Below are 26,284 nucleotides of genomic sequence, written 5' to 3' on the forward strand. Positions count from 1 at the left end.
GAATTTTTTTATAACATCATGATTAATAGATTATTAGGACTGTTTTCCAGCGACATCGGAATTGATTTAGGAACGGCGAATACTTTGATTTATGTCAAGGATCGCGGGATTGTTTTGCGCGAGCCCTCGGTAGTGGCTGTGCAACAGGGCACCCGGAGGGTGTTGGCGGTGGGTGATGAAGCCAAGCGCATGCTCGGCCGTACCCCTGGCAACATTGTGTCGATACGGCCTTTGAAGGACGGGGTTATTTCCGACTTTGAAATCACCGAGGAGATGCTCAAGCAATTTATCCGCAAGGTACACCGCAAGGGCCGTTTGCTGGCTCCGCGTCCCCGGGTGGTGATTGCGGTTCCGTCCGGGATCACCGAGGTTGAAAAACGCGCGGTGCGGGAATCCGCATATCATGCGGGCGCGCGTTATGTAAACCTTATTGAAGAGCCGATGGCGGCGGCGATCGGGGTTGGGCTGCCCGTCCAGGAAGCGGCCGGCAACATGATAGTCGATATCGGCGGCGGCACGACGGAAGTGGCCATCATTTCATTGGCGGGGATTGTGTTCAGCCGGAGTATCCGGGTGGCGGGAGATGAATTGGATGAAAGCGTCACCAATTACATGAAGCGCGCCTATAATCTCGTCATTGGGGAAAGAACGGCGGAAGAGATCAAAATTAAAATCGGTTCGGCTTACCCGTTGGAAAAGGAAACCAGCATTGAGGTCAAGGGGCGCGATCTGGTGGCCGGGTTGCCGAAGACCCTGACCGTTACGTCGCAGGAAGTGCGGGAAGCCTTGTTGGATCCGATTTCCACGATTGTGGAATCCGTCCGAATCAGCCTGGAGCGTTGCCCTCCCGAGCTTTCCGCCGATCTGGTGGAACGCGGCATTGTGCTGGCAGGCGGCGGGGCTTTGCTTCGCGGGTTGGACCGTCTCATCGCGGAAGAAACAGGTTTGCCGGTATATGTGGCCGAGGATCCGCTGAGCGCGGTGGCCGAAGGCACGGGCAAGGTTTTGCAGGAACTGGATTTCCTTACGAAGCTGACGTCGCCCGACCTGCGGTCCTAGCAGTCGGAGTGCGCTATGTCCCGACCTATTTTATTTATTGCCTGTTTTCTTGTCATTGCGCTGGCCATTGCCGGTTTTTTTCTGCCTGACTCCATCCGGCCGAAGCTGGAAAAAATTTCCATCGAAGCGACTTCACCGGTGTGGCGGAGCCTGGATTGGATCAAGGACAAATATGTGAACATCCGCGCCGGCTTTCAAACCGCACAGGAACTCCGTTCGCAGAACCACAAGCTGACGACTGAAAATGCGGGGTTGCAGACCGAGAATGCGATTCTGAGGAGTTTGAAGGAGGAGAACGGGCGGCTGCGGGAGATGATAGGCTTTAAGGACGATTCAAATTTTCAACTCCTGCCTGCCCGGGTCATCCAGCGCGATCCTTCCAACTGGTGGAATGTGGTGATAATCAATCGTGGCTGGGAAGGCAACCCGGCCCTGGCTTCCGATCAGCCGGTTGTTTCTGCGCGCGGCGTGGTGGGCAAAACAGGGGCGGTCGGGAGATATGCCTCCCGGGTGATTTTGTTGGTGGATGAAAACTGCAAAATTTCCGCTGTCACGGAAACCAGCCATGCCCGCGGGATTGTGGTGGGCGCCACTTCGCTCAGTGCGGGAGATCCGCTTTGCCACATCACATTTGTGGGCCGGGATTCCGAGTTTGCGGTCGGCGAACGGGTGTTTACGACGGGATTGGGGGGTGCATTTCCTCCCAATTTATTGATTGGCACGGTCAAGGAAGCGCCTCCTCTGGCGGCAGACAAAAATTTCGGCCTCTACCGCGATGGTGTGATTGAACCGACCGTTGACCTGAACAATCTTGAAGAAGTGTTCGTTGTCACGGGAGTCAAGTAATGCTGCGTTACACCTTTTCCCTTCTGGCGATATATCTGGCCATGCTCTTTTCGCAACGGATGATGCCAGCGGTATTTGGCCTGGACAGCTGGCTGCTGGGGCTGACTCCGGTTTTGCTTTGTTATATTGCATTGCGGGCGGGGGACCTGGCGCTGGTTTCTTTCATTATTCTCGGCGGGTTGTTGCATGACTTGGTGTTGCTGGAATATTTCGGCATGGGACCGCTTCTCTGGGCCATTGTGGTGTTTACCGTCCGGAGCCAGGAACCCTGGGTTGCGGGATCGCACTGGCTGGTTCAGATCCTGATGAATTTTGCCGCTTCGTTTTTGTACCTCTGTTGCGACCGCCTTTTTTTCCTGCTGGTGCACCAATACTGGTCCTGGGATTACAATTTGAGCATCGGGCTGCTCCAAATGTCATTGTTTAACGCATTGTTAGGCCCGCTGCTTTTCGTGGTTTTGGATTTTATTTTGGGAGGAACCGGCAGGATGCGCCGCCAGGCGGCGTTCTGACGGATGGTTTGCCATGTTCATACGCAATCCCACCGCCAACATTGAAGTGCGCCTCCGACTGCTGATGCTCGGGGTGTTTTGCGGCATGGCTGTCCTTGTGGTGCGCCTGTACCAGGTGCAGGTCGAGGAAGGGCCCGCAAATACCGAAAAATTGCGCAGCCAGACCACGGTGGCCATCATGCTTCCGCCCGCCCGGGGCAGCATTGTGGACCGCAACGGGGTCGGCCTTGCGGAGAACAAAGCCAGCATCGATATGGACCTTAATTTGAGGGAGCTGGTGGGGACCTATTCCCGCAGCATGCGGGGGCGCGTTGCCAAAACCACCGTCCCGGGCCATCCCAACCGGCAGATGGTCGATGTGGCCAAAATCGTCGATGCAACCACGCACGATGTCCTGCAATTTTTGGGTTTGAACAAGGAACTTTCGCCCCGGGAGGTGCTGTTGCATTATTATCAAAAGCCCAATGTGCCGCTCCAGATCGCGCGCGATCTTGACTTCACAACTCTGTCCAAGTTTGCGGAACATAATGTCAACGTCCCCGGCTTGCAGGAACTGGCCCGCCCGGTGCGGAGCTATAATTTTGGCGCCATGGCCTCGCATCTTCTCGGTTACGTCGGCCAGATTGAGGAAACCTCGGACGCGGATTATGTTCCTGACGAAGTCGGAAAAGACGGGCTGGAAAAATCCATGGATTCCTATCTCCAGGGGATTCCCGGGGGCAAGATTTTGCTCAAAAGCAACGTGGGTTACATTTTGGGCGTGGATGCGATCAAGCAGCCGACGGTGGGCGACACGGTCTATCTTTCCATTGACGCGCGCATCCAGCAGATCGTGGAACAGGAATTGCGGGCTGCGGGAGTCGGGCGCGGCGCCTGCGTTGTGATGGACCCCAACAACGGCGATATTTTGGCGATGGCGTCGGTGCCGAGTTACGACCCGAATGTGTTTATTCCCAAGGTGGATTCCTCCGAGTGGAAGCGCTTGAACAGCGACGGCACCAAACCGTTGTTCAACCGCGCGCTCAACCCGTATGCCACGGGTTCCACGTTCAAGGTGATCACCGCCATGGCCGCGCTTAAGAACAAGGACTGCAAGTTCACCCCCAACACCACGATTTATTCGCCGTCAGCGGTCTGGATTGGAAACCGCTGGTTCAAAGACTGGCCCAACAATCCGGGCGAGGGCGAAATCACCCTGAAGACGGCGCTGGCCTGGTCCACGAACACATTTTTCTATCAATTGGGTATTAGGACGAAAATCGCCTCCATCGAGGACATGGCCAGGCTTTGCGGCATGGGCCAGCCGTTGCTGGTGGATGAGGAAGGCAACAGCATGGTCAATGGGGAGGCTGCCGGCGTGGTGCCCGGCCCGGACTTGTTCAAGGCGGATTATGACCGCAAGCTCGAGGCCTGGAAAGCCAAGCGCGCCGCCGACCCGAAATACAAGGGCTCCCGTCCGTATCCCGAGATCTGGACGGATGCCCATACCGCCAACACTTCAATCGGCCAGGGGCGCGTGCTGGTGACCCCGCTCCAATTGGCCAACACAATGTGTGCCATCGCCAATGGCGGCACCGTCTATTATCCGCGCCTGGTCACGCGGATTATATCGAACCGCGATGGCAAAAATGAATTGGTGAAGGAATATGCCACACGCAAGAAGGCGGATCTTGGAGTGGATGAGAAGGGTCTGCAGGGGCTGCGCGAGGGGTTGCGCGCCGTGGTGGATGGAGGTACAGGCAAGCGGGCGAATATTCCCGATTTTCATGTCGCGGGCAAGACCGGCACAGCGCAGTTCAAGACCTATATCAACGGCAGCTATGTCAGTGATCAGCGGACTTGGTTTAATTCCTTCGCGCCGTATGAAAAGCCGCGCTATGTTGTTACGTTGCTGGTCGAAGCCGGCGTGGCAGGGGGCGCGACCTGCGCGCCGATAGTCGGAGTGATTTATCACCGGCTCGCCGAAATGGAAAAGGGTTCAGCCGTTGACATGGTTTATTTGACGCCTTCGGTCGGGCATTATCAGGGGGTGACAGCGGTCCTGCCGACAACGCCTGGAGGCGAGCCTCCCCAGCAGGAACAAACGCCTGACATGTCGCAGCCGATGGACACCCCGGTTGAAAACGCCGATGGAGAATCGCAATCGGTCCAGAAAATTATGCGTGACCGCCACCGATGACTTTTTAGCCATGAATATCCTTCAAAAATTATTGAGAATGAACTGGTACCTGTTTGTCCTGATGCTGGGGCTGGCGGTGGCGGGTGTCTTTTTTATCAGGAGCGCCACCAACCAATCCGACGCGGCGGAAATGCAGGTCGCGGCCGGGCAACAGCGGATGTGGCTGATCGTCGGCCTGGTTCTGTTTTTTGTGGTTTCCCTGACAAATTACGAGTTTATCCTCCGGATCGGGCCCTTGATTTACGCGGCCTCGCTGTTGCTGCTGGTTGCCGTGCTGTTCATCGGCCATGAGGTCAATGGCGCTAAAAGTTGGATCCGTTTTGCCGGTGTTGGGATTCAGCCGATTGAATTCAGCAAGGTGGCTTATGTCATCGGCCTGAGCTGGCTTTTGCTCAGCATGAGCGAGCATGTCAAAAAGCTCTGGTTTTTAATCGGGGCGGTTGGCGTGACGGCCTGCCTGCCGATTCTTCTTATCATGCGGCAGCCGGATCTTGGCGGGGCGGCTGTATTTATGCCGATCACGTTTTGCCTTTTGTGGGTGGGCGGGGCCAGCAAGCGTTATCTTATGATCCCGGTATTGGCGGCTGTGTTTGGAGGATTGTTCGGCTACCTTGTGATTTACAAGGCGCAATGGGACGGGACGCTGCAGGGGTTGCCAAAGGCGACGGTCGATGCCGTGTTCCTGCCGTTCCATAAAAAGGACAAACCCGACGACGCGGTGCCCAAAGCGCCCTTCGTTCCGCTTTCCACGAAGAAACCGGAGAAAGGCGAGCCGGAACCAACGGAAAGCAAGGAGAAGGTTCTTTTGAAGTCCTATCAACTCAATAGAATTAAAACATTCTTCAACCCGGATCTGGATCCTCTGGGCGCTGCATGGACGATCCGCCAGTCCCTCATTGCGATCGGATCGGGCGGGCTCAAAGGCAAGGGATATCTCAAGGGCGACCAAAACATCTACGGCTTCCTGCCCAAAAACATCGCCTACAACGATTTTATCTTTTCAGTCATTGGGGAGGAGTGCGGTTTTGTCGGAAGTTCGATCTTTGTGATTTGCGAAGGCCTGCTGATCATGGGTATGCTGTCGGTGGCCTCGCGCTCGAAGGACATGGGCGGGGCGCTGCTGGCCGCGGGCATGGCCGGAATGTTTTTTGCCCATTATTTTGAAAATGTTGGTATGACAATCAAGGTGTTGCCCATTACGGGGATTCCCCTGCCATTCACCAGTTACGGGGGTTCGTTCCTCGTGGCCTGCATGATCGGAATGGGCCTGGTGCAAAGCGTGTGGATCCACCGCCGCGACTATTATGAAAAGCAATTTTAACAGAAAGAGGCATATATGATACTGGACAAAATCAGAGGGTTTTTGGGATTGAAAAAGAAAAGCGAGCAAAAGGAAATCATCATCAATATCGAACCGCTGGAGCGCCGTGTGGCGTTGCTGGAAGGCGGAGTTCTGGAGGAATTCTCCATCGAACGCGACAGCGACCGGAGCATTTCCGGGAACATCTACAAAGGGAAGGTGCATAACGTTGAGCCGGCGCTCAAGGCGCTTTTCGTCGAGATCGGGGTCGATAAGAACGCCTTCCTTCACTACTGGGACGCCATGCCTGCCGCGCTGGATTCCGGGGTGGAAAAGATCGACCGCGGAGGCAAGTCGAATAAAGGCAGGAAGCTGACGCATAACGACATTCCGAAGCTATACCCGCCGGGCGCCGACATCATTGTGCAGGTGACCAAGGGCCCCATTGGGACCAAGGGCGCACGCATTACGACTAACATCTCCATGGCGGGGCGTTACCTGGTGCTCATGCCCTACAGCGATCAATTCGGCATTTCCCGGAAAATCGAGGACCCCAAGGAACGGCAGCGTCTCCGCAAGATCCTGTTTGAGCTGGATGTGCCGGACGGCATGGGGGTGATCCTGCGCACCGCGGGCGATGGAATGAAGGCCCGCTTTTTTGTGCGCGATCTGGCCCTGTTGCTCGAGCGCTGGCAGAATATTTCCCAGAATATCGACAGCATCAAGGCGCCTGCGTTGCTGCTGGCCGAGCCGGACATTGTCGAGCGCACGGTGCGCGACTTTTTGACCGATGACGTGGACCGGATTGTGGCCGATGACGAGGATACTGCGAACCGGATCAAAACGCTGGTGCGGGCGATTTCCAAGCGTTCGGAACGGAAGGTGATTTATCATCATGAGCCGCTTCCTGTTTTTGAAAAATACCAGGTCAACAAACAGATCGAGAACGCCTTCCGCCGGCTTGTCTGGCTGAAGTCGGGCGCCTATCTGGTGATTGATGAGACCGAGGCGCTGGTGGCCATCGATGTGAACACCGGCCGCAACAAGGGCGGGGACGACACCGAGAACACCATTTTCAACACCAATATCGAGGCTGCGGACGAAGCCGCCCGGCAACTTCGTCTGCGAAATATCGGCGGGCTGATCATCGTCGATTTCATCGATATGAAGTCGCGCAAAGACCAGCACGAAGTGGTGCGGCATTTCAAGGAATGCCTGAAGCGGGACAAGGCCAAGACGCATGTGCTCCCGATTTCGCCGCTCGGCATCCTGGAAATGACCCGTCAGCGCGTGCAGGAGAGCATCAGCCGTTCGGTCTATATGGAATGCCCCGCGTGCAAGGGCAAGGGAATGGTCAAGACACCGGAGACCATGAGTGTTGAAATCCAGCGAGAAATCGGGCGTTTGCTGGCCAAATACCCGGACGTGCATGAGTTGAAAGTCACCGTCCATCCGAAGGTTCTGGAACGCCTGCGCTCGGAAGATGAAGAGCTGCTTGTCGATTTGGAGCGGAAATACGCCGGGCGCCTGACATTCAAGAGCGACCACAATTTCCATTTCGAGGAATTCACCGTGCTGAACAATCTGACCGGAGAAGAGCTGAAGTAAATGGGGTTCTCCCGCCTGTGCAGAAGGCTTAACCTGCATATTTCATACTCATTTCAATGGTCAACCTGTTAGCGCCGGGACGTAACAGCGGAAAGATACGTACTGGGCATATGCAGGTTATTGCAAAACCGCCTCCAAATAAGGCAGTTCCAATTCAAAAATCAAAACAAAATACCCATTCAGGCGGTTTTGCTTGTAACCCGGATGTTCCTGCACCCCAGTTCCTGCCACACTTTGGAGCAGGACACTTTGCTGAGGTTTTCAGAAGCGTGTGAAACATCCGGGTTAAAACTCAGATTGAACCGCAGATAAACGCGGATTGACGCAGATGAGAGAAGCGGGTTCAGATGCTTGCTGAGCGGATTCTGTTATCGAGCTTGACAGGGTAAAAGTGATGGTGTTGCATGATGGTATGGCTACCATGACGCATAGGACAACCTTCGCTTTAGACCAAGCTACGGCATCGCGCCTCAAGCGTCTGGCTGCGCGTTGGCAAGTGTCTCAGGCTGAGGTTGTTCGACGTTCTCTGGAACGAGCCGAGCACACCCAGGTTGCCTCTCCAGACAATGAGAAGCGAATCGACGCAGCCCGGCGTCTTCGCGAGAGTCTTCAAAAGCGCAATATTGATGTGGAAGCCTGGATTCAAACTGCCAGAGACTCCCGCCGCTAAACCTTCATGCCTGCAGAGATTCACCTGGATACCAATTTCCTGATCTACTACATCGGCGGTGGAGATGATGCAGTAGTCAGAAAGGTTGAGGGGTGGTTGACCGAGGGGCGGGCCATTTATGCCAGCGCAATGGCTTGGGCCGAGTTTCAATGCGGTCCGTTGACGCCACAAGAACATTCGGTTGCCCTCGATCTGATCCATTCCGTACTGCCCGTCACCGTTGAGACGGCAACGGAAGCCGGGAGGATATTTCAGGAGACAGGCCGACGCTCCCGCTCACTCGCGGATTGTATTATCGCCGCAACTGCCATTCGGAACAGCGCACGTTTGGCCACCAGTAACCGCGCTGACTTCGAGCCCTTCCTTCAGCATGGGCTGAAGCTGGTTTAGGAAAAGCAAGGCAACACTGTCTGCGCCAATGTGTGGGGGAAAGTGTGCTTGCAGAAGATAGGGGTGTGCGCTAAAAAGAGCGTATGAAGACTCTGACAATCACCGAAGGGCGCGGTCGGCTCGGGTACTGGCTCAAAAAAGCGGTGAGCGGGGAAGACATTGGTTTTATGTTCGAAGGCAGGATTGTGGCCCTGCGTCCGGTGGAAGTGGTTTCGACGGATTACGCGCTTCAGGAATATGGGTTGTCGCCCGGCGAAATGGCCGCAGCGGAAAAGCGAATCAGCGCGGAACTCAAGACTGCGCGAAAGCGCGGCGAAGTGACATCGTTCACTGGAAATAAAAATGATTTCCATTGAGCTGTCCAAACGGTTCAAAAAAATTGTCAGGGAAGCCCGGCGTGAAGAAGAAGTGTCCGGAACGTTAAGGCTGTTGCGGGACGGGTTTGGACAGCCGCATGCCCATAGCGGACTGGGAATCCGAAAGCTGGGTAAACATCTTTACGAGTGCCTCACGGGTCTGGAGTGGCGGCTTGTTTTTACAGCGAGCAAGGGCGTGCTGGTGTTTGATTTTGCAGGCGACCACGACGGGGTGCAAAATTATCTTCGCGGCAAACGCTAGGCGTTCAGATAAGAGCGGTACACCGGCTCGAACATCTGGGATTGGATGTCCTGCTTTAAGTTGTCGGGCTTGGCGTGCGGGGAAAGCCCCAGCCGGTAAACCTCCTCCGCGACAGCCATGGCAATCCGCAGCGAAACCGTGCGGATGGATTTAAGATCCGGGAAAACCCGGCCCAGGGCCAGGTCCTGTTCTCCAACCTCGGAGGCGAGGGCCCGGGCCGCGGCCAGAAACATGGAGTCGGTAACGTGGCTCGATTGGCTTGCCAGTACGCCCAGCCCCACGCCGGGGAATATATAGACATTATTGCCCTGGCCCGGAACATGGGTGACTCCGTTGAGTGTGACGGGCGGGAAGGGGCTGCCGCTGGCAAAAATCGCCCTGCCTTCGCTCCAGGTATAGGCGTCCACCGCAGTGCATTCGGCTTTTGAAGTGGGGTTGGAGAGGGCAAAAATAACCGGACGCTTGTTGATGGAACTCATCGCTTTGACGATTTCCCGGGTGAAGACCGGGCCAATCCCCGCCACGCCGAACAAGGCGGTCGGCTTGACTTGCCGGATGGCGCCCAGCAGGTCGCGCGCAACATCGCCATCATGTACAAAGGGCAATTTGTGCGCGGCGGGTTTGTCACCCCTGTTTTTGACGAGCAAGCCGTTGGAATCGACAAACCAGCAGCGGCGCCGGGCTTCTTCCGTGGGAATGCCCTCCGATTCCAGCGCGTTGACGAACAATTGCGCGATCCCCGTGCCGGCCTCACCCGCGCCGAGGAAAAGGATTTTTTGGTCCCGCAGGGGCTGCCCGGTCAGCCTTGTGGCGGACATCAGTCCCGCGAGGGCGACTGCCGCGGTTCCCTGGATGTCGTCATTGAAACAACAAATTTTTTCCCGGTAGCGGTGCAGCAACTGAAAGGCGTTGGCATTGGCGAAGTCTTCAAACTGCAACAGCGCGCCGGGGAACACCATTTGAACCGATTCGACAAATTCAGCTATGAAGGAATCGTAGGCCTCGCCACGGACGCGCTTTTGCTGCAGGCCGATGTACAAGGGATCGGTTAGCAGCTTTTCATTGTCAGTCCCGAGGTCCAGTGTGACGGGCAGGCAATAGTACGGATGCACTCCCGCGCAGGCGGTGTAGAGCGCCAGTTTCCCGATCGGAATGCCCATGCCGAGCGCTCCGAGGTCGCCCAATCCCAGGATGCGTTCGCCGTCCGTGACAACGATCATGCGGACATCGCGGTTGGGCCAATGGCGCAGGATTTCCGGAAGACGGCCCTTGTCGCGGATGGTCAGCCAGAGTCCGCGCGGGCGGCGGAAAATGCTGCTGTATTCCAGGCAGGCCTGACCAACCGTTGGAGTGTAAATGATGGGCATCATCTCATCGAGATGGTCGAGCAGCAGCCGGTAGAAAAGGGTTTCGTTGCGGTGCTGCATGGTGGTCAGGAAAATGTATTTCTCCAGGTCGTTGTTTTTCCGGCGGAATTGTCCCAGGGCGCGGCCGACCTGCTGTTCCATGCCAAAAATGCGGGGCGGGAGCAGGCCGCGGAGCCCGAGCGCGTCGCGTTCCTCCTCGCTGAAAGCGGTGCCTTTATTAAGAAGGGAATTGGCCATGAGAGCCGTGCCGTTGGGGAGGTCACGTTGGCCGTAGGGGGAAAGTTTGGGCATCTGAGCAGGGTTCATAAGATAAGCATGAAGAAGAATATTTAATAATCAAGCTATCTAATACATTAGATGGCATAATAAACGATTATGCTGGAATTTGGCGCTGGGAGTCGGGTTTGAGCCTGTGTGGCAAGGCGAGGGTTCAAATCCCTTTTCAAATGCGCCATAACCCGCTACCAAGTCAAACCATGGCAATGCGTGAAGCGAGACCTTTTCTGTTGATTTTGGGAGTTTTGACCCTGGCCTTCGCCTTTTTCGCATGTTGGTCGGCAATCCTGCCCGCGCTTCTTTTCGTGTATGTGCTTTATTTTTTCCGCGACCCCGAGCGCACACCACCCGGCGACCCGCTTGCCATTGTCAGCGCGGCTGACGGGAAAGTCATAGCGGTGGACGAAGTGGCTGAGGACGCCTTCACCCGGACAAAGATGAAGCGCGTGGCGGTTTTTCTTTCGGTATTCGACGTGCATGTGAACAGGGCGCCTTATGCCGGGACCGTGAAAAAGCGGCATCATCATGCGGGCGAGTTTCTGGATGCACGGCTTCCGGAGGTGGATGTTAAAAATGAGGCCATGAACTGGCTGTTGGAAACCGCCAGGGGCTCCCTGGTCCTCCGGCAAATTGCCGGATTGATTGCCCGGCGCATTGTGGCCTGGCGGAATGAGGGGGACGTGCTGCAAACCGGGGAGCGGTTCGGCATGATCCGTTTTGGTTCGCGCACGGATGTTTTTTTACCTCTCGATTGCGAGATAAAAGTCAAAATTGGAGATCGTGTGAAAGGCGGCGAGTCGGTGATCGCCCGCTGGAAACAATAAACCGGGAATCCATTGCGTATGAAAGAACATGAACCGAAGATGGTCTATGTGTTGCCGAGCCTGATGACAGCCGGCAATTTATTCTGCGGCTTCATGGCCGTGCTGAACATTTTTGAAGGCGCCATCCAGTGGAAAGCGCTGACGGTGGGTTGGGCGACGGGATCCGTCGGCTGGACTGTTTATTATGAACGGAGCCTGCTTTTCATCATAGGCGCCTTTCTCTTCGACATGCTGGACGGCAGACTGGCGCGACTGGGAGGTCAGGAAAGCCCGTTTGGGCGCGAATTCGATTCCCTGGCCGACATTGTGTCCTTCGGGGTCGCTCCCGCCCTTCTGCTTTTCAAGATTGTGTTGTATGAATTGCCGAACCGGGCGGGCTGGTTCATAGCCTCCATTTACCTCGTGTGCGGGGCCCTGCGCCTGGCGCGGTTCAATGTGCTGGCCGCCACGCCCGGCAAGGGCGGGTTGAAGGATTTTACCGGCTTTCCCATACCCGCCGCTGCCGGCCTCATCGCATCGATCACCCTGTTGCTGCTGCATATCTACGAAAACGACGGCGAAATCGGCAACTGGAAGTATGTGCTGGCGGCGCTGATGATTTTTCTCAGCTACATGATGTTCAGCAAATTCCACTACCCGAGTTTCAAGGCCCTGGACTGGCGCGCCCAGTTTTCGATCCCGCGCCTGCTGGCCTTTGTGCTGTGCATTGCGCTGGTGGTCATTTACTACCGCTTCAGCCTGGCAATCGTTTTTACCTGTTATTTGATCTATGGGTTTGTCAGGCCCTATGTCTCGAAGGCGTGGCGCTCCGACTTCGAGGAGGAAGACGAGGAAAATAACGGCTCCCCAGGCTGAGTTGCATTATTCCCCGATGATTTTGACAAAACCTTTCGACGCGGAAACAATTCGGAGTATTACTGAGTGTATTCTTAACATGGAAAGGGTTTTAAATTTGATCGGATAGCTAGTTGGCGGTAGGAGGTTCATCTCCAAATGAAAAAGAACCGTCATCGGAAGAAGCAACACTCCTCTTCCGAACGCCGTTCAGTTGCAGTTTCCTGGTTCGAGGCAAAAAAGCCGGTTCTCCAGTATGCGGGAATCTTTGCGGGCCTTGTGCTCCTTTTTGCCCTTCTGTCGCTGACCCCGGCTTATCAATCGCATATGGTCCGGGAAGTGGAATGGAACGTGAAGCTGGCGCGGGGGATGCTGTCTCTCTTTGGAGGAGGCGCATCAGTGGTTACGGGGGCCACGTTTTCTCGGGAAACCGAAGCGATTCTCGAAGTCAAACCGGAGTGTTTCAGCCTGTATTACTGCTGGCTATTTTGCCCTGCGGTGCTGGCCTTTCCGGCTCCACTACTCTGGCGGTTTGCAGGAGCATTACTGGGGTCGGTGATTTTATTGACCATGAATGTTCTGCGCGTCGGAAGCCTCTTTTGGGTCGGCAGCTATTATCCGGGCTATTTTACCGCCGCGCATGATCAGTTCTGGCCTTTGCTTTCGCTCTTTGTGATAGCCGCCTTGATGGGAGGATGGCTGTTGGCTCTGCAAGATCCCGCCAGCCAACAGACCGTCCTCACCTACGAGGGCCTGGGGCGCGTGAAGACTTTGGTCGATGGCGTTGGCACGATCAACTGGACTTATGACGCTGAGGGCAACCCGACGGATGTCACTCAGAGTAGCGCTAACATCCACCGCACTTTTGACGACCTAAGCCGCTTGCACACCTGCACCGACACTTCCGGCATCGAGCGGGGCCTTACGGAGCTGTAGGCGCTGCCGTCTATTATTTAATCGACAGCTTTTACCCGGGGGAGGTGCAAAACAATTCGCACATGAAATTTTGTCACGTGAAGCACAGTTGCCAGTAATAATCCCATGAATTTATTTCTGGGAAATGCCAAATTTGAACTTTAAGATTTCGATTCGCTAAAGTTATGAATTTTGTCCTTAAGAAATATGCTGCCATGAAACGACTATACTATTACACGTTCTATTGCCTCTATAAATTTGCGGCGAAATCATGCACTGAGGGTTGGAAGCAGTGGTATGGAGTGGCATTGATTACGCTAATTGAATTGTGGCTGCTTGGGATAGTAGATCTTTGGTGTGAAATTTGGACGGGCCACTCATATTTTTTTAGTTTGGGCCGTCCGGCTCTATTAATTATAGCAGCGGTAATTTATGCGCTAAATTACTATCCAACAATCGCGCATGCCAGGTGGCGGCTATATGCGAACGAGTTCGACAATCTGGATCAGGGGCAGCGCGTCAGATGGGTGATTGCAATTATTACCGGAATTGCCTGCACAATCGCGTTGCTATTCTACTCATTTCACGTATTTGGTGAAAAAATGAGCGCACTGCGTGCTGCTGCACATTGAAGAATTTTGCAAAGCATGAAGGCCTTACTCCCAATTCAATTCTCAACGAACGATATTGTAAAATGTTAGTCAAACAAAAATGGCGGAACAATCGCACTGCGAGGATTTACAGCCATCCATTGCAACCGCATTTCCCAAGCTACGAGGAAACATGAAGAGAGAAAACATTGACCACTTCGCGACTCAAAGCGTATGGGGAATGATTGGCTTGTCGCTCATCACGCTCACATTTTACTTCCCGTTCTGGCTGCGGAAGACTTCCCGTATTGTCAACGAGCTTTTGCCGTCAAATCCAATCGGCGCATGGTACTTTCCCGTCGGCATCATTTTGACGGCGCTCAACTTCGGAATGCTCATTCCAGAAATGCTGACTGACGACGATCCTACCGTCATGATAGTGAGCAAACTTCTCAATCGCATCGATACCGTATTTGTCATTTTTTGGGCGTTCAAAATCCGGAATAGGATACATGTGATTCTGGAATCGGAAAAGAAGACGCCCCTCTGGTTCAACACCTTTTGGACATTTTTCTTCCAGATGTTTTACATCCAATTTCGGATCAACAGGATCAAGAAAGCCCAACAAACGAATACACGGGAGGCCACCCCTGTTGCACAGGATCCGTAATTTTTGGCAGAGAAACAAGAATAACGTTTCCAGATGAAATCTGCATTGCGATACCTGATTTTGGCAACAACTGCCGTCGTCTCAATTTCGATTGCACATAGGTTTTGGATTAAATTCCAATCTGTGGCGCCAGAACGGCGAATCAATGTTTCGTTCCTGGCGTTTGGTTATACACTATTGATCGGCAACGCTCTCTATGCGGCAACACGCATTTTTGAGCGCAATGCAGTGAAGATACAAATATGGCCATTACTCTTGCGTATTATTGCAGCTATCTTCCTAACAATAGGGAATATATGCGGAGTTACTTATGTGATTAAATATAACAGATTAGCTACACTACAAAGACCCGTTATATGGACGGATTTATTCGTGCTTATCTTTTTGTATTATACCTTAATATGGCTCTTCAGAAATCGTCCAATAACGCATTTCGATCTATGCCTAGGCTTGGGATCTTTTGCCACATGGTATCTAGCTACATTCCACTAAGAGTCGAGGATTGAGCAATGAATGAAAAGACCATGTCCCGCTTTTCAAAAGCCTATTTGTTTGTTGTCTGGCTATTGCCGCTGCTTATTTTCATCATGCCGTTTGCAGGCCTTTTATTTGCCTCCTCTTATTACGCGCCACTCGCTACAAAGCCGGGGTTGATATTGTCATGTTTCGGCTTTTTGGGAGATGCGATTCTTCTCCTACTCCTGCATCTTATTTGGATCACGTTTACATGGACTAAATGCCGAAAACTTTCAGCTTGGATTCTTTACCCCTTGCGCGCCACACTCTGTGTTTGCTGTTTATTGCTAACTGTGATGGCATTCAGCATCTTTTATTTGGGGCCACCCTGCTTAGTTTATGTTTCTCGTGAAAATTGACAAAGTGTTAAATGGGGAATGGAGTCAACGCTTGTTTATTCTCCAATAATTTTTACCAGGACGCGCTTTTTGCGTTTGCCGTCGAACTCGCCGTAAAAAATCTGTTCCCAGGGGCCGAAATCCAGCTTCCCCTTCGTGACGGCGACAACAACCTCCCGGCCCATGACGGTCCGCTTGAGATGTGCGTCGGCATTGTCCTCGTAGCCGTTGTGTTTGTACTGCGAGTGCGGCTTTTCGGGAGCCAGCTTTTCGAGCCAGGTTTCAAAATCCTGATGCAGGCCTGATTCGTCGTCGTTGATGAAAACGCTGGCGCTGATGTGCATGGCGTTTACCAAACAAAGTCCTTCCTTGATACCACTGTCCTGCAGGCATTGTTGCACCTGGTCGGTGATGTTGACAAAGGCGCGGCGTTGCGGGATTTCAAACCAGAGTTCGTGTCGATGGCTTTTCATAGTATGGATAAAATACAGCTATTACCCGCGAAAGAACGGAAAAAACCCAGAGAAAACAGGTTTTTACAGGAAGGACGCGAAGGATCGCAAAGAATGAAAATCGAATTCAAAACCCCGGCTTTCCGGCTTTGAGCCTCTGCGATCTTCCTGTAAATCCCCGGGTTTGACCGAGAATTCTTGTCAGATTCCGGTTAAAGCCTTTTAATCCCTGTGCCATGAAAAAAGGACCCATCTCCCAGTTCATCCAGCATCATTACCGTCACTTCAATGCGGCCGCCCTTGTGGACGCCGCAAAAGGCTATGAGGCCCATCTGGAGGCCGGAGGAAAAATGATGGTGACGCTGGCGGGCGCCATGAGCACGGCGGAGCTGGGGGTTTCCCTCGCGGAAATGATCCGTCAGGACAAAATCCAGATCATCTCCTGCACCGGCGCCAACCTCGAAGAGGACCTGATGAACCTTGTGGCGCACAGCCATTACCAGCGCATCCCGGGCTATCGCGATTTGACTCCCAAGGACGAATGGAAACTGCTCGAGGGCGGCTTGAACCGGGTGACCGACACCTGCATCCCGGAAGAGGAAGCATTCCGCCGCCTGCAGAAACACATTTATGAATTATGGAAAGCGGCCGACAAAAAAGGCGAGCGCGCATTCCCGCATGAGTTCATGTACGAAATGATCCGCAGCGGCGTGTTGAAGCAATATTATGAAATCGATCCCAAGGACTCCTGGATGATCGCTGCGGCTGAAAAGAATCTGCCGATTGTTGTGGGCGGTTGGGAAGATTCCACAATGGGCAATATTTTTGCCTCGTATGTGATCAAAAACGACATCAAAGCCACCACGATGAAAAGCGGGATCGAATATATGGTCTTTCTAGCCGATTGGTATCGCAAAAATTCCGGGGGCAAGGGCGTCGGCTTTTTCCAGATCGGCGGGGGCATTGCGGGCGACTTCCCGATCTGTGTGGTGCCCATGATGTACCAGGATCTGGAATGGCACGACGTGCCGTTCTGGTCCTACTTTTGCCAGATCAGCGACAGCACCACGAGTTACGGTTCCTATTCCGGCGCCGTGCCGAATGAAAAGATCACCTGGGGCAAACTGGGAATCGACACGCCGAAATTCATCGTGGAGTCCGACGCCACCATCGTCGCGCCTTTGATTTTTGCGTATTTGCTGGGCTGGTAAAATGGGGCTCCATGAGAATCCCGCTGATTTGGATTCTTTGTTGTCTGGCTTTGTTCGGCGCAATGAGAGCAACGCAGGCGGCTGAGTCATCCCATCCTCCTGCTGAGGCCTTTTCCGGGGAATATATCCTGATCGGCAGGAAACCCGATTCCGGCGCCACGTATTCGGGCCGGGTCATTTTTCAACAAAGCAAACAGAAGCCCGATACGTTTGATGTCACCCGGATCGTGGACGGGCAGACGATCCGCGGGAGCGCATTTTTTGACAGCGTTGCCGGCTCCGATAAAATTCCGGTCCTCAGGATGCGTTTTTTACTGGAACACTATTCTTATGAGGGTATTTATCGATGGACGAGCGATCCTGACAATTATTTCAGACTGACAGGTTATGTTTATCTGTCGGGCGGCAGCGCGAAGTCGCCCGGCCTCGAAGCGTTGTTTCCCTGCATGAAATGAAGCCCTACCTGAATGAAGAACTGCTTGCCGGGTCGGTAATCGCAGTCGATATGATGCGTGAGGATTTCCCGATCCTGAATCCCGGGCAGCAATTGGCCGGGGCGCTTCGCGTCTTTTCCAGGCACGACGGCGAGCGGATTCCGGTTGTGAACAACGAGACGGAACGGAAGCTTGTGGGCGTCATATCCAAGACGGATCTCCTGCTTTCGTTGGTGGAGGTTTAAATCCCCTCTATTAAGAGGGGCAGAAAGAGAGCGCAGCGACCGCTTCTGGGTGTGTCCTTCTCTATCAAGAGGGGTCGCAGATCCGGCGGCTGCCAGACGTGGTGCGTGGAGCGCATTACCAGCAAAGTATGCTGACCGGGGCTGTTCGTCATCGCGAGGCCCATCTGGAACACTCGCGACGCATGTCGGAGCTGGGCGGCGGCGACCCAAAATTCTTATCCATCCGCTCGCGGCGACGACTGGAGTTCGTCGCGGGAACTACCATTAAATTGCCATTTCATTTTCCAGAATAATACTTATTCCCAGCGATTCGTGTGTCTGACGCTCATCTGTAACCAAAAATTAACAATGGGAAGCCTGGATTTTCCGTTTGTGGAACGCGTTGTCATGGAGGCGCTTGCGATACCCGGATGATCCCTCCCTGGGAATATTCACAGACCTGGAAAAATTCTGTTTGCATCTTGATAGAAGATATAGCAGTACGATGGCGCGCAAGAAAAACACAAGCATGCCTGCGTCCGGCGACAATGCCGCGGTTCGAGTTGGCTCTCGGACAAAAAGAGCGGGGAGGAGGATGGGCTGCAGGCTTGGAAGGAAATATTGAAACCGAAGTTTATCGAATGAAAACAAAAATAGGATTGCTGGCCGCATGTGCGGCGGTTGCATTTGCCAGTATGAACCTCTCACAGGCCGCTGTGCCCGTGACGGACAACCTGCCCGGCCTGCCGGTTCAGGGGGCTGAGTACTGGAAAGTGGTGGAACAGGAGCAAGCTGCCGTTCAGCAACCAAGAACTCAGAACTCCGAACCAAGAACGGCGCCCTCTGGCGCATTCTTCTACACCGGAAAGCCCTATGTCGCCGAACTGGGCGCGTACAGCTTCCAGTTCAGGAATTATGATCCCGAACTGCAGCGCTGGACCACCGCCGATCCCTCCGGCTTCCCCGATGGGGCGAATAATTATGAGTATGCGCCTGTGCCAACTGCACAAATAGATACAAATGGATTAATAACCCTGATTGACAATCAACCTGGGCAAGCCAGTGGTGAATTTACAACCCTCTTTAATCTGGGAGGATACGCAACGTATAGTGGATTTAGCTTTGCAGATGCGAATGATAATTCAGGTACTGTTTATCTTTTTTCAAATATTGTTGGAGTTAATACACCATTTGCGACAATGCAATCCTTAAATCTAACACCAGGGATCGATGTGTACTCAACCGGTAGCGGATTAAACTATAATATTACAGGATCAAATCAGCTAACTGGAGCAAACGGAACTGTCGGAACAGGATTTACATACAATGTAGACGGTGTTGGAACTGATACACTAACATTTCATGTATTTGTTGACTATGCATTACATGCGTCGTCAGTTTCCGGTGGCGGCACGGATGGAATATCTTGGAGTGATGCGATAAGGACAGCCTCTTATGCGCTGGGAACATTTGTTTTTCAGGAATAATCCGTATCAGGGATAAAGACATGCAGATTTTAAGCCATTATTTAGCAGCCAATAAGTCGTTCATTCTCTCAATAGCTGCTGCAATGCTTATGTTGGCGGCCTATTTAGATATTGGTGATAAATTCTTAATAAATGGGGGACTTTTGCTGATTCCACTTCTGGCCTTGGCGGCACTTTTTTGGTCGGGTGACTACAAGAACACAAAACCAGGAGCTGCTACTGCCATAAAAATCTTGACAGCATTTACCTTACTTTTCTTTTTTGGGGGTATTGCAGCAATGCCTTATAGAATAAAGCAAGCGAAACTTCTGTCAGAACAGACACGGATTGATTATTTGAAAAATATAGACTGGGAAAGAAACAAATAGATAAAAGACTGTGATGAGCGGCGCGGTTCCGAGCAGCTTCTCGATTGCTGTCAAACCAGTCTTGGTGCTCAATGCTTGCTGACAATGAGTGAAGCATATCATCCTGTGTAAAGACAATCATAAGACATAACGACTTGCTGGAATAATGTGCATTTTCCGTTTCATCTTTGTTTTGTTCTGCTGTAGCTTTAGCGTCGCCCAAGCCCGGGAACTGGGCCTGGTGCAGGGCGATCTGAGCTGGCAGTTGCAGGAGTCCATTCGTCCGGAACCGAACGCGCAGGGCTTCCCTCTGTCGTTCAGGCTTGTTTACAACAACAAGAACCCGAACGACTCTCTCTTCGCCAACTTTCAGTGCCTGGCCCTGGACTCTTCCGTGGATTTCACGGACACGAATACGTTCGACTGGTACACGACCCAGGGCGAAAAGCTACGCTTTCGCTTCAATGGCAAAACGAAGACATGGTCGGACTTTTCGCATCAGTGGCAGGCCATCACAGACCGTGATGAGGTGGTGATCTACAACGCGGCGGGCTGGTGTTATTTTTATAAAAGCGGGCGCTTGCAATTGCTGGATTCGCCCACAGGCCGCTCCCTGGATTTTATCTACAAGAACAAGGACCTGGTTGAAGTACGACTGGAAGGGGCGAGCCCGAACACACCCCGGTCTTCGACCGCCTCTTCTGGCGCTGGAGGGGATTATATTACGCTGATCGCGTTGATTTGCGATCAATACCATCGCTGTACAGATTTCGATGTTCAGGGGCAGGCGCATCATTTCGTGTATGAATCGCGGCGGGACGGGCTTCTCTTGTCGTGGGAACAGCCTTCGAGCAAGCGCTTGGACTTTGCTTATACCGATATTGGGGTGCTGGTTGAAATTCAGGAATGGAAGCGGAACCCGGCAGGTCAGTTGGCCAAAGTGGACAAGCCCAAGAAGTTTGTCTCCAAATATTTCCCCCCGGATGTCCTGCACCATTCGCTCAATTCGGAGGACGACAAAAAAATCCCGGCTAATTGGCGGCTGATGGACGACGGAACTTATTCCTACACGTACAATGACCGGCCGAAGGGCAGGTTTTCCTCAAAATTCAGGCGACCCCGGGGCTATTCCGAAGTTACGATGGAAGATAATAACGGATTGAAGCAGTCGATGATCGTGAATCCGGAAGAAGCTGTGGAAACGGCGGTGAATTCCTATGGGCAGGCGTTCAAAACCTATTTTTATCGCGCGCCGGGGAAGCCTTTCAACGGGAAACTGTGGCGGATCGAGCAGGCTGGCGTGACGATTCTCGAAAACATCTATGACCCCAAGACCGGCTGGCTGGCGCAAAGCATCGATGCGAACGGGATTTCAACGTATTACGATTATGATCCTGGCGTCACGAGGAAAAGCGCCAATGCCAAGCTGAAGGTTGGCGGCAAGACATTGAGCATGGCGGGCTTTGATCCCAAGCCTGTCAGGGTTTCGCAGGGGACCGACCGCAAGACAGCCGAGGTCCGGCAGGAAGTTGAATATGATGAAAAGGGCCGGGTGTTGGCCAGGACGGACGAGTCAGGCAAAACGACCCGCATTGTATATTCCGCCTTGGGCGAAGTGGCGCAGGTGATTCCGCCGGACGGTCCAGCGCTGAAGTTCACGTATGATGCCTTTGGGCGGCCCACGGAGTTGTCTGTGGCCGATCCCAAGGATGCGTTAGCGCAACCGAGGCGCATCCAGGTGGAATATGACAATTTGGGGAGAGTGTCGAAGCAAACAATGCCGGACGGAATGGCGACAGAATATTCCTACGATGCGCAGGGGCATGTGCATGAAGTCAAGCAGAAGGGCGTGGTTGTGGCGTCGTACAGTTATGACAGGGACGGCCATGTTGTGGAGCAGGTTGATGGGTTGAAGCGGAAGAAGAAGTTGGAATGGGACGCCAAGGGGAACCAGGTGGCGGAAATATTGCCGGACGGCAGCGCAACGCGGTTTGAATATGACGCGCAGGGGCGGCGCACAGCGCAGATCGACGGCGACGGAAACAAGATCACGTTTGGTTATGACAGCCATGGGAAGCTGGTCCGCCAGGCCAACGCGCTGGGGCAGGTTTTGACTTGGACCTATGACGAGCGCGGACTACCGGTGGAGCGCGCCAACGGGGTGCAAAAGATCCGCTATGTGTATGACAATAAACACCGACTGGCGCTTTTGGATTATGGCGCGCCCGGACAGCAGGTGGCGTATTCGTATGATGAGCGTGGACGACTGGCGATGGAGCGTACGCCGACGTTCCGGGTGGAGCGGTTTTACGATGTCCAGGGCCGGGCCAGTGCGCTTCGCATGACCGATCTGCGCGCCAATTATCAGGAAGCAATTGGAGGGACTGCCGCGCCGACGCTCGCAGCTCCTGAGCAGGTGATCCGTACGAGCTACAATTGGCGCGGTCAGAAAACGGCAGTCACGCTGTGCGAGGCTGTTTTGAATGACAAAACCGTTGGAAAGCCGAATTACAAACTGCTCCAGCAAACCGAGTATGTGTATGATTCGAAAGGGCGCCTGTTGGAGATCCGGTCGGATGGGAAAAGCGTGATTAAAAACAGTTTTGACGCCAATGACCGCCTGCTTTTGAGGGAGTATGGGAACGGGATGCGGGCGGCTTACGCCTACAATGCGGCGGGCATGTTGGTAAAAGAGGAAATTTCCGGCGGGCCGCTCAAAACACCGCTTTTGTATCTGCTCGAGTGGGATGCCGCAGGGCAACTAGTCCGGAGGCGTTGGGACAATCGCGCGATGGCGTATGAGTATGATCCGGCGGGACGACTGGTGAAGGTGACCGGGGATGGAGGGTATAAGCAAGGGCAGGTTTTGGAATCGTACACGTATGACAAGGCCGGAAACATCATAGAAAAAACTGTGGATGGCACAGCCACTGCGCTGTCGTACAATGCCGCGAATCAGCTTGTCAGTTCGACTTCGGGCGGGAGAACATTTAATTATGCCTATGATGCCGCCGGGAGAATGACGGGAACCGGTACGGGCACGGAGTCTGCCAGGTCGCTTTATGGCTGGCTGGATAAAGTGATTGCCTTGGAAAAAGGGGCAATTCCCAGTCAGCCTGATCCAAGTCCCGCGCAGGGGCAGGCATTGCAGGCATCGGCGCCGTCCACTGCATCCGCGAATCTTTTGCAGCCCGTAAGTTTTACCACCGACCCGCAAGGGTCGCGGCGTCTTGGGTTTGATTATTATCCGGACGGCCATTTGGCCGTAAAAGGTTTGTTGCCATCCGCCGGCGGAGCAGAGCAGGCGGCGGCGTTGAAATCGTCGGGTTTGGAGTCGTTCTGGGGCCGGATGAAATATTGGTTTGGAGCGGGCGAGGAACAGCCATTGGCGCCGAGCCTTGACCAAATCCGCATGCAAGTTGCGGAGCGCTATGTCTGGGACGGATTGGGATTGCTGCGGCGTAACAACGAGGTGTATGTCATTGAGCCGCATGCCAACGGCGGCGCGGTCGTGGCGTCATCGGTCATTGGGAAGCCGGGCGAGATCAAGTATTACATCAATGATTTGTTGGGAACGACTCTGGGGGAAGTGACGCCGCTGGGGGTGAGGGAACAGGATCTGAGCTCGTTTGGGTTGCCGAAAAAGACGGAGGCGGATGTTTCCAAGCCGGAGCCGATCCATGTGCCGCAGTGAGAATACACGCGACAGCGTCATTGCGAGGAGGACGGCAGAAGCCGGACGACGCGGCAATCCAGAGCACATGGATCGCCACGGCTCAGAAGGCCACACACCCCGAAGCGGTCGCTACGGCGACATTTCTGCCCCTTTTGATAGAGGGGATTGAGCCTCCTAATGAACATATCGGGCAGGATGTTGAAAGATAGAATGTTAGCTAAAACGGCAACGCCGTTTCGTCTTTCAGCCCAGGGTTGGGCCGCTTGCGGGACTACCCTGGGTAAAATCAAAAAATCATCCCGAACCCTGAATGGGTTCCATCCTCCTATCGCCCGTGCCACCCCACCACGACTCCTTCAGAGTTGGGGTCAATTTTTTACAGATACCGATGCGAATGGAAAAAACATCCGCTGCGCAAGATGCGCAGCGGTGCGGGCAGGATGCCCGCGCTCCCGGAGATACAGGGGATTCCTCCTTGCCGGTCTCGTTAGCTTTTGTTTCCTGCTGTCCAGGGCTGAGGCGGAGTTGTTGACATTGGATGAAGCGTTAAAGCGGTCAGGAGAAAACCGTCCGCAGCTTGAACAGGCGTTGAAGGAAACGCCGGGCCAGGAGATGGAACTGCTGATTCGCGGCGCCCGACAATATGATCTTGTTAATATTACGGCGGAGCATTTGAAGGACGACATTGCGTATGCGCGGAAGGCGCGTGAAGAAATGCCGTGGGGCAGGGAGATCCCGGATGAACTTTGGCGGAACTGGGTGTTGCCGTATCGGATAGCCGATGAGGACCTGGACGATTGGCGCCCGGAGTTTTACGAGATGCTGGCGCCTTTGGTGAAGGAGGCGAAAAGCAGCAAGGAAGCGGTTTTGCTCATCCACAAATGGCTGTGGCAAGACGTGCCGGGAGGCCGGGTGCGATTTGAGGTCTCGGAAAATCGCGATCAAACGCCGAGGCAACTGCTTCAGCAAATCAAAATCGGACGCTGCTTTGAAATCAATCTATTGTTCACCGCGCTCTTGCGCTCGGCGGGCATTCCGGTCCGGCATACGGGCCCGCCCTGGTGGACGATGTGGGGGTCGTATCATTACTGGGTGGAGTATTGGGACACGGAATCGAAGACGTGGTGTTCCATTGAAGGTGCCAACGCAGATCCCGACGGCTTTATGGCGGTGAATCAGACCCTGCCCAGATCAGGGAATACAGCGTTTGCGGCGGCCTATGCGTTAGCCGCCTATGGCAATGAAGCCGATCCGATTGGGCGGGAGGCCTGGGGTGGCGCAGTTCCGGCTGATTGTGCCTATCAAGCAACCGGCAAGCTGCAATTGGCATTCATGAACGCGGGATCAGGCAAGGCCGCAAACTATGCGGTTTATGTCTGGAGCAATTCGGCCTGGCGCCCGGTGGCATTGGGTTCGACGGACAAAATGCACGAAGTGAATCTGGCGCCAACAGCCGGACGCTATCCTTATCTGGTGACGGCATCGCTGGGAAAAGCCACGGCCTGCGCCTTGGCGGAAGTAAAGCCGGGGCAGGACACATCCGTGACCCTGATGGATTCACCGGCGGGCCCGGATTTGACCGTGGAATTTGTTTCCAAAAAAATGCTGGAAGAGCAGCAGAAAAAAGACGCTGAAACAAAAAAGCAAAAGGAGAAGGACGATAAGAAAAAGAAGAAAAATCCAGTCACGGGAGCCGCGGCGGGATGAACATAAATCCTCCAAAATTAATATTGTTAGGGCTGGCGGTGTGGCTTGTTCCTCATGCGGAACTGGAAGCCCAATATATGGATTCAACGGCGCAAACCGAGTCGCAGGCCTATCTGGACAAAGTCAGGTCGGAACTCGGCGCCGAGGCGCTGCAATCCATGCCGGAACAGCATGTTCGTTTTCTCGCGCAAAGCATGGGACGGCTGGACCGGGCGACAGTGCCATCCTCCATATTCATGGAACATCTCCGGCTGGCGGAAAGCGTGCGGACGCGATTTTATACGGACATGCCCGATGAAGCGTTTTGCAGTTATGTTCTTTCCTTCCGGATCCGGGAGGAGTTGTCTTCGCATGCGGGATGGCGCGGCCGGTTTAAAACCGAACTCGATCCGGTGCTTGGCGATGAAAAGGATCCCGCTGCCGCTGCGGCGAGGATATTCGATTGGGTGTCGGGAAAAATAAAACTTTACGGAAAACTACGCTCGTATCCGCTGAATCTAAAAGGCGATTTGGACCCGTTGACGACCCTGAGAGGCGGATGTGGAAATGAAATCGACGCCGCGATTTTGGCAGTGGCGGCTTTAAGGTCGGCGGGTATTGCCGCGAGGATCGTCTATGCGCCAGTGCTTGCGGATGAGGACGGTGGAAAAGTCTGGGCCGAGTATCGGACGCGCGACGGATGGGCGCCGTGGGCGCCGTCGTTGGCGCTTGATGCCTTGGACGCCTCCGTGCAGGGGATTCCAAAAATAAAAGCCGGCATGCACAGGGATTGGTTAAAGAAAGAATTTGCGGGACGGTTCGGCTATGTGCTGGCAAATCCGCAGCGTCCGGCCAACATCACATGCGCATATACATCTGTGACGTCTATTTGGATGAGTCCAAAACCCCTGGACAAGGAACCTTTCAATTGCACGCTCATGTTGTGGTGCAGGGGGCGGTTGCAACCGTTGATGGGCAGGGACATTTACAACCCCGAGCCGGATAATTCCGCAGCAGGCGTGGGTCCCGGGAAGTATGTAATTGTGGCGGGTGACATAAAATCTGTGGGGACCCTGAAGCAAATGCAATTGAATGCGGGTCAAACGGGATGGTATGTGATGGATTTCGAAAAGGGCGAGGCGCAATTTCAGATTGCGGATAAAAAACCCGCCTTTTTCGAGTGGGACCCCGAGACGCTGCCGCCAACGGATCCGGTCAAGGATTGGTGAACCGGATGCCATACCGCGTTTGAATA

25 protein-coding genes are annotated in these 26,284 nt (G+C 53.9%); 23 read left to right on the forward strand and 2 right to left on the reverse strand.

Annotated elements, in window-relative coordinates:
* Positions 1 to 18: 18 nt before the first annotated feature.
* The 9 genes from PHD76_11820 to PHD76_11860 all read left to right on the forward strand — a co-directional run bounded on the left by PHD76_11820 (position 19) and on the right by PHD76_11860 (position 9,182).
* The gene (locus PHD76_11820; GenBank protein MDD5262522.1) at positions 19 to 1,059 is read left to right on the forward strand and encodes a rod shape-determining protein; all 1,041 of its coding nucleotides are present in this window, start codon (positions 19 to 21) and stop codon (positions 1,057 to 1,059) included.
* Between the two features lie 15 nt (positions 1,060 to 1,074).
* A complete protein-coding gene (gene mreC, locus PHD76_11825; protein ID MDD5262523.1) occupies positions 1,075 to 1,905 on the forward strand; it encodes a rod shape-determining protein MreC in 831 nt (276 codons plus the stop codon).
* Positions 1,905 to 2,417, forward strand: coding sequence for a hypothetical protein (locus tag PHD76_11830; GenBank protein MDD5262524.1), 513 nt, complete (start codon positions 1,905 to 1,907; stop codon positions 2,415 to 2,417). Before mreC ends, PHD76_11830 begins: the two co-directional genes overlap by 1 nt.
* Positions 2,418 to 2,430: 13 nt before the next feature.
* Positions 2,431 to 4,596, forward strand: coding sequence for a penicillin-binding protein 2 (gene mrdA, locus PHD76_11835; GenBank protein ID MDD5262525.1), 2,166 nt, complete (start codon positions 2,431 to 2,433; stop codon positions 4,594 to 4,596).
* 37 nt (positions 4,597 to 4,633) lie between these two features.
* A complete protein-coding gene (locus PHD76_11840) occupies positions 4,634 to 5,917 on the forward strand; it encodes an FtsW/RodA/SpoVE family cell cycle protein (protein MDD5262526.1) in 1,284 nt (427 codons plus the stop codon).
* 15 nt (positions 5,918 to 5,932) lie between these two features.
* The gene (locus tag PHD76_11845) at positions 5,933 to 7,504 is read left to right on the forward strand and encodes an Rne/Rng family ribonuclease (protein MDD5262527.1); all 1,572 of its coding nucleotides are present in this window, start codon (positions 5,933 to 5,935) and stop codon (positions 7,502 to 7,504) included.
* A 676-nt stretch (positions 7,505 to 8,180) separates the two neighbouring features.
* Positions 8,181 to 8,564: a PIN domain-containing protein gene (locus tag PHD76_11850; GenBank protein MDD5262528.1), complete on the forward strand. Its 384-nt coding sequence runs from the start codon at positions 8,181 to 8,183 to the stop codon at positions 8,562 to 8,564.
* 83 nt (positions 8,565 to 8,647) lie between these two features.
* Entirely contained in the window at positions 8,648 to 8,920 is a 273-nt protein-coding gene (locus tag PHD76_11855; GenBank protein MDD5262529.1) for a hypothetical protein, read from the forward strand.
* The gene (locus tag PHD76_11860) at positions 8,907 to 9,182 is read left to right on the forward strand and encodes a hypothetical protein (GenBank protein MDD5262530.1); all 276 of its coding nucleotides are present in this window, start codon (positions 8,907 to 8,909) and stop codon (positions 9,180 to 9,182) included. The genes PHD76_11855 and PHD76_11860 overlap by 14 nt, the downstream gene beginning before the upstream one ends.
* Here the strand turns inward: PHD76_11860 and PHD76_11865 are convergent.
* Positions 9,179 to 10,855: an NAD-dependent malic enzyme gene (locus PHD76_11865; GenBank protein ID MDD5262531.1), complete on the reverse strand. Its 1,677-nt coding sequence runs from the start codon at positions 10,853 to 10,855 to the stop codon at positions 9,179 to 9,181. The genes PHD76_11860 and PHD76_11865 overlap by 4 nt on opposite strands.
* A 176-nt stretch (positions 10,856 to 11,031) precedes the next feature.
* Here PHD76_11865 and PHD76_11870 point away from each other — a divergent pair, with 176 nt between their 5' ends.
* From PHD76_11870 to PHD76_11895, 6 genes are all read left to right on the forward strand, one after another.
* Entirely contained in the window at positions 11,032 to 11,649 is a 618-nt protein-coding gene (locus tag PHD76_11870; protein ID MDD5262532.1) for a phosphatidylserine decarboxylase family protein, read from the forward strand.
* An 18-nt stretch (positions 11,650 to 11,667) separates the two neighbouring features.
* Positions 11,668 to 12,504, forward strand: a complete 837-nt coding sequence (gene pssA, locus PHD76_11875; GenBank protein ID MDD5262533.1) for a CDP-diacylglycerol--serine O-phosphatidyltransferase — start codon at positions 11,668 to 11,670, stop codon at positions 12,502 to 12,504.
* A 138-nt stretch (positions 12,505 to 12,642) separates the two neighbouring features.
* The gene (locus PHD76_11880) at positions 12,643 to 13,419 is read left to right on the forward strand and encodes a hypothetical protein (protein ID MDD5262534.1); all 777 of its coding nucleotides are present in this window, start codon (positions 12,643 to 12,645) and stop codon (positions 13,417 to 13,419) included.
* Positions 13,420 to 13,613: 194 nt separating this feature from the next.
* Positions 13,614 to 14,030 carry a hypothetical protein gene (locus tag PHD76_11885; protein ID MDD5262535.1) on the forward strand — a complete coding sequence of 139 codons (417 nt, stop codon included), beginning with the start codon at positions 13,614 to 13,616 and terminating at the stop codon, positions 14,028 to 14,030.
* Between the two features lie 151 nt (positions 14,031 to 14,181).
* Positions 14,182 to 14,658 (forward strand): DUF4234 domain-containing protein, encoded by a 477-nt coding sequence (locus tag PHD76_11890; GenBank protein MDD5262536.1) that lies wholly within the window; start codon positions 14,182 to 14,184, stop codon positions 14,656 to 14,658.
* A 509-nt stretch (positions 14,659 to 15,167) separates the two neighbouring features.
* Positions 15,168 to 15,533 (forward strand): hypothetical protein, encoded by a 366-nt coding sequence (locus tag PHD76_11895; GenBank protein MDD5262537.1) that lies wholly within the window; start codon positions 15,168 to 15,170, stop codon positions 15,531 to 15,533.
* Between the two features lie 35 nt (positions 15,534 to 15,568).
* On the opposite strand, the gene PHD76_11900 is transcribed toward PHD76_11895, so the two are convergent.
* Positions 15,569 to 15,985 (reverse strand): secondary thiamine-phosphate synthase enzyme YjbQ, encoded by a 417-nt coding sequence (locus tag PHD76_11900; protein MDD5262538.1) that lies wholly within the window; start codon positions 15,983 to 15,985, stop codon positions 15,569 to 15,571.
* 215 nt (positions 15,986 to 16,200) lie between these two features.
* Here PHD76_11900 and PHD76_11905 point away from each other — a divergent pair, with 215 nt between their 5' ends.
* The 8 genes from PHD76_11905 (at position 16,201) to PHD76_11940 (ending at position 26,258) form a co-directional block, all read left to right on the forward strand.
* Positions 16,201 to 17,175, forward strand: a complete 975-nt coding sequence (locus PHD76_11905) for a deoxyhypusine synthase family protein (protein MDD5262539.1) — start codon at positions 16,201 to 16,203, stop codon at positions 17,173 to 17,175.
* A gap of 11 nt (positions 17,176 to 17,186) precedes the next feature.
* Complete coding sequence (locus tag PHD76_11910; protein ID MDD5262540.1) at positions 17,187 to 17,630, forward strand: hypothetical protein; 444 nt, start codon at positions 17,187 to 17,189, stop codon at positions 17,628 to 17,630.
* Entirely contained in the window at positions 17,627 to 17,854 is a 228-nt protein-coding gene (locus PHD76_11915; GenBank protein MDD5262541.1) for a CBS domain-containing protein, read from the forward strand. The genes PHD76_11910 and PHD76_11915 overlap by 4 nt, the downstream gene beginning before the upstream one ends.
* Before the next feature lie 410 nt (positions 17,855 to 18,264).
* Positions 18,265 to 19,320, forward strand: a complete 1,056-nt coding sequence (locus tag PHD76_11920) for a hypothetical protein (protein ID MDD5262542.1) — start codon at positions 18,265 to 18,267, stop codon at positions 19,318 to 19,320.
* 20 nt (positions 19,321 to 19,340) lie between these two features.
* A complete protein-coding gene (locus PHD76_11925; protein MDD5262543.1) occupies positions 19,341 to 19,688 on the forward strand; it encodes a hypothetical protein in 348 nt (115 codons plus the stop codon).
* A 172-nt stretch (positions 19,689 to 19,860) separates the two neighbouring features.
* Positions 19,861 to 23,361 carry a hypothetical protein gene (locus PHD76_11930; GenBank protein ID MDD5262544.1) on the forward strand — a complete coding sequence of 1,167 codons (3,501 nt, stop codon included), beginning with the start codon at positions 19,861 to 19,863 and terminating at the stop codon, positions 23,359 to 23,361.
* 516 nt (positions 23,362 to 23,877) lie between these two features.
* The gene (locus PHD76_11935) at positions 23,878 to 25,050 is read left to right on the forward strand and encodes a transglutaminase-like domain-containing protein (protein ID MDD5262545.1); all 1,173 of its coding nucleotides are present in this window, start codon (positions 23,878 to 23,880) and stop codon (positions 25,048 to 25,050) included.
* Positions 25,047 to 26,258 carry a transglutaminase-like domain-containing protein gene (locus tag PHD76_11940; protein MDD5262546.1) on the forward strand — a complete coding sequence of 404 codons (1,212 nt, stop codon included), beginning with the start codon at positions 25,047 to 25,049 and terminating at the stop codon, positions 26,256 to 26,258. Before PHD76_11935 ends, PHD76_11940 begins: the two co-directional genes overlap by 4 nt.
* The last annotated feature ends 26 nt before the right edge of the window (positions 26,259 to 26,284 follow it).

The organism is Candidatus Methylacidiphilales bacterium, from assembly GCA_028713655.1.
Taxonomy (GTDB): Bacteria; Verrucomicrobiota; Verrucomicrobiia; order Methylacidiphilales; family JAAUTS01; genus JAQTNW01.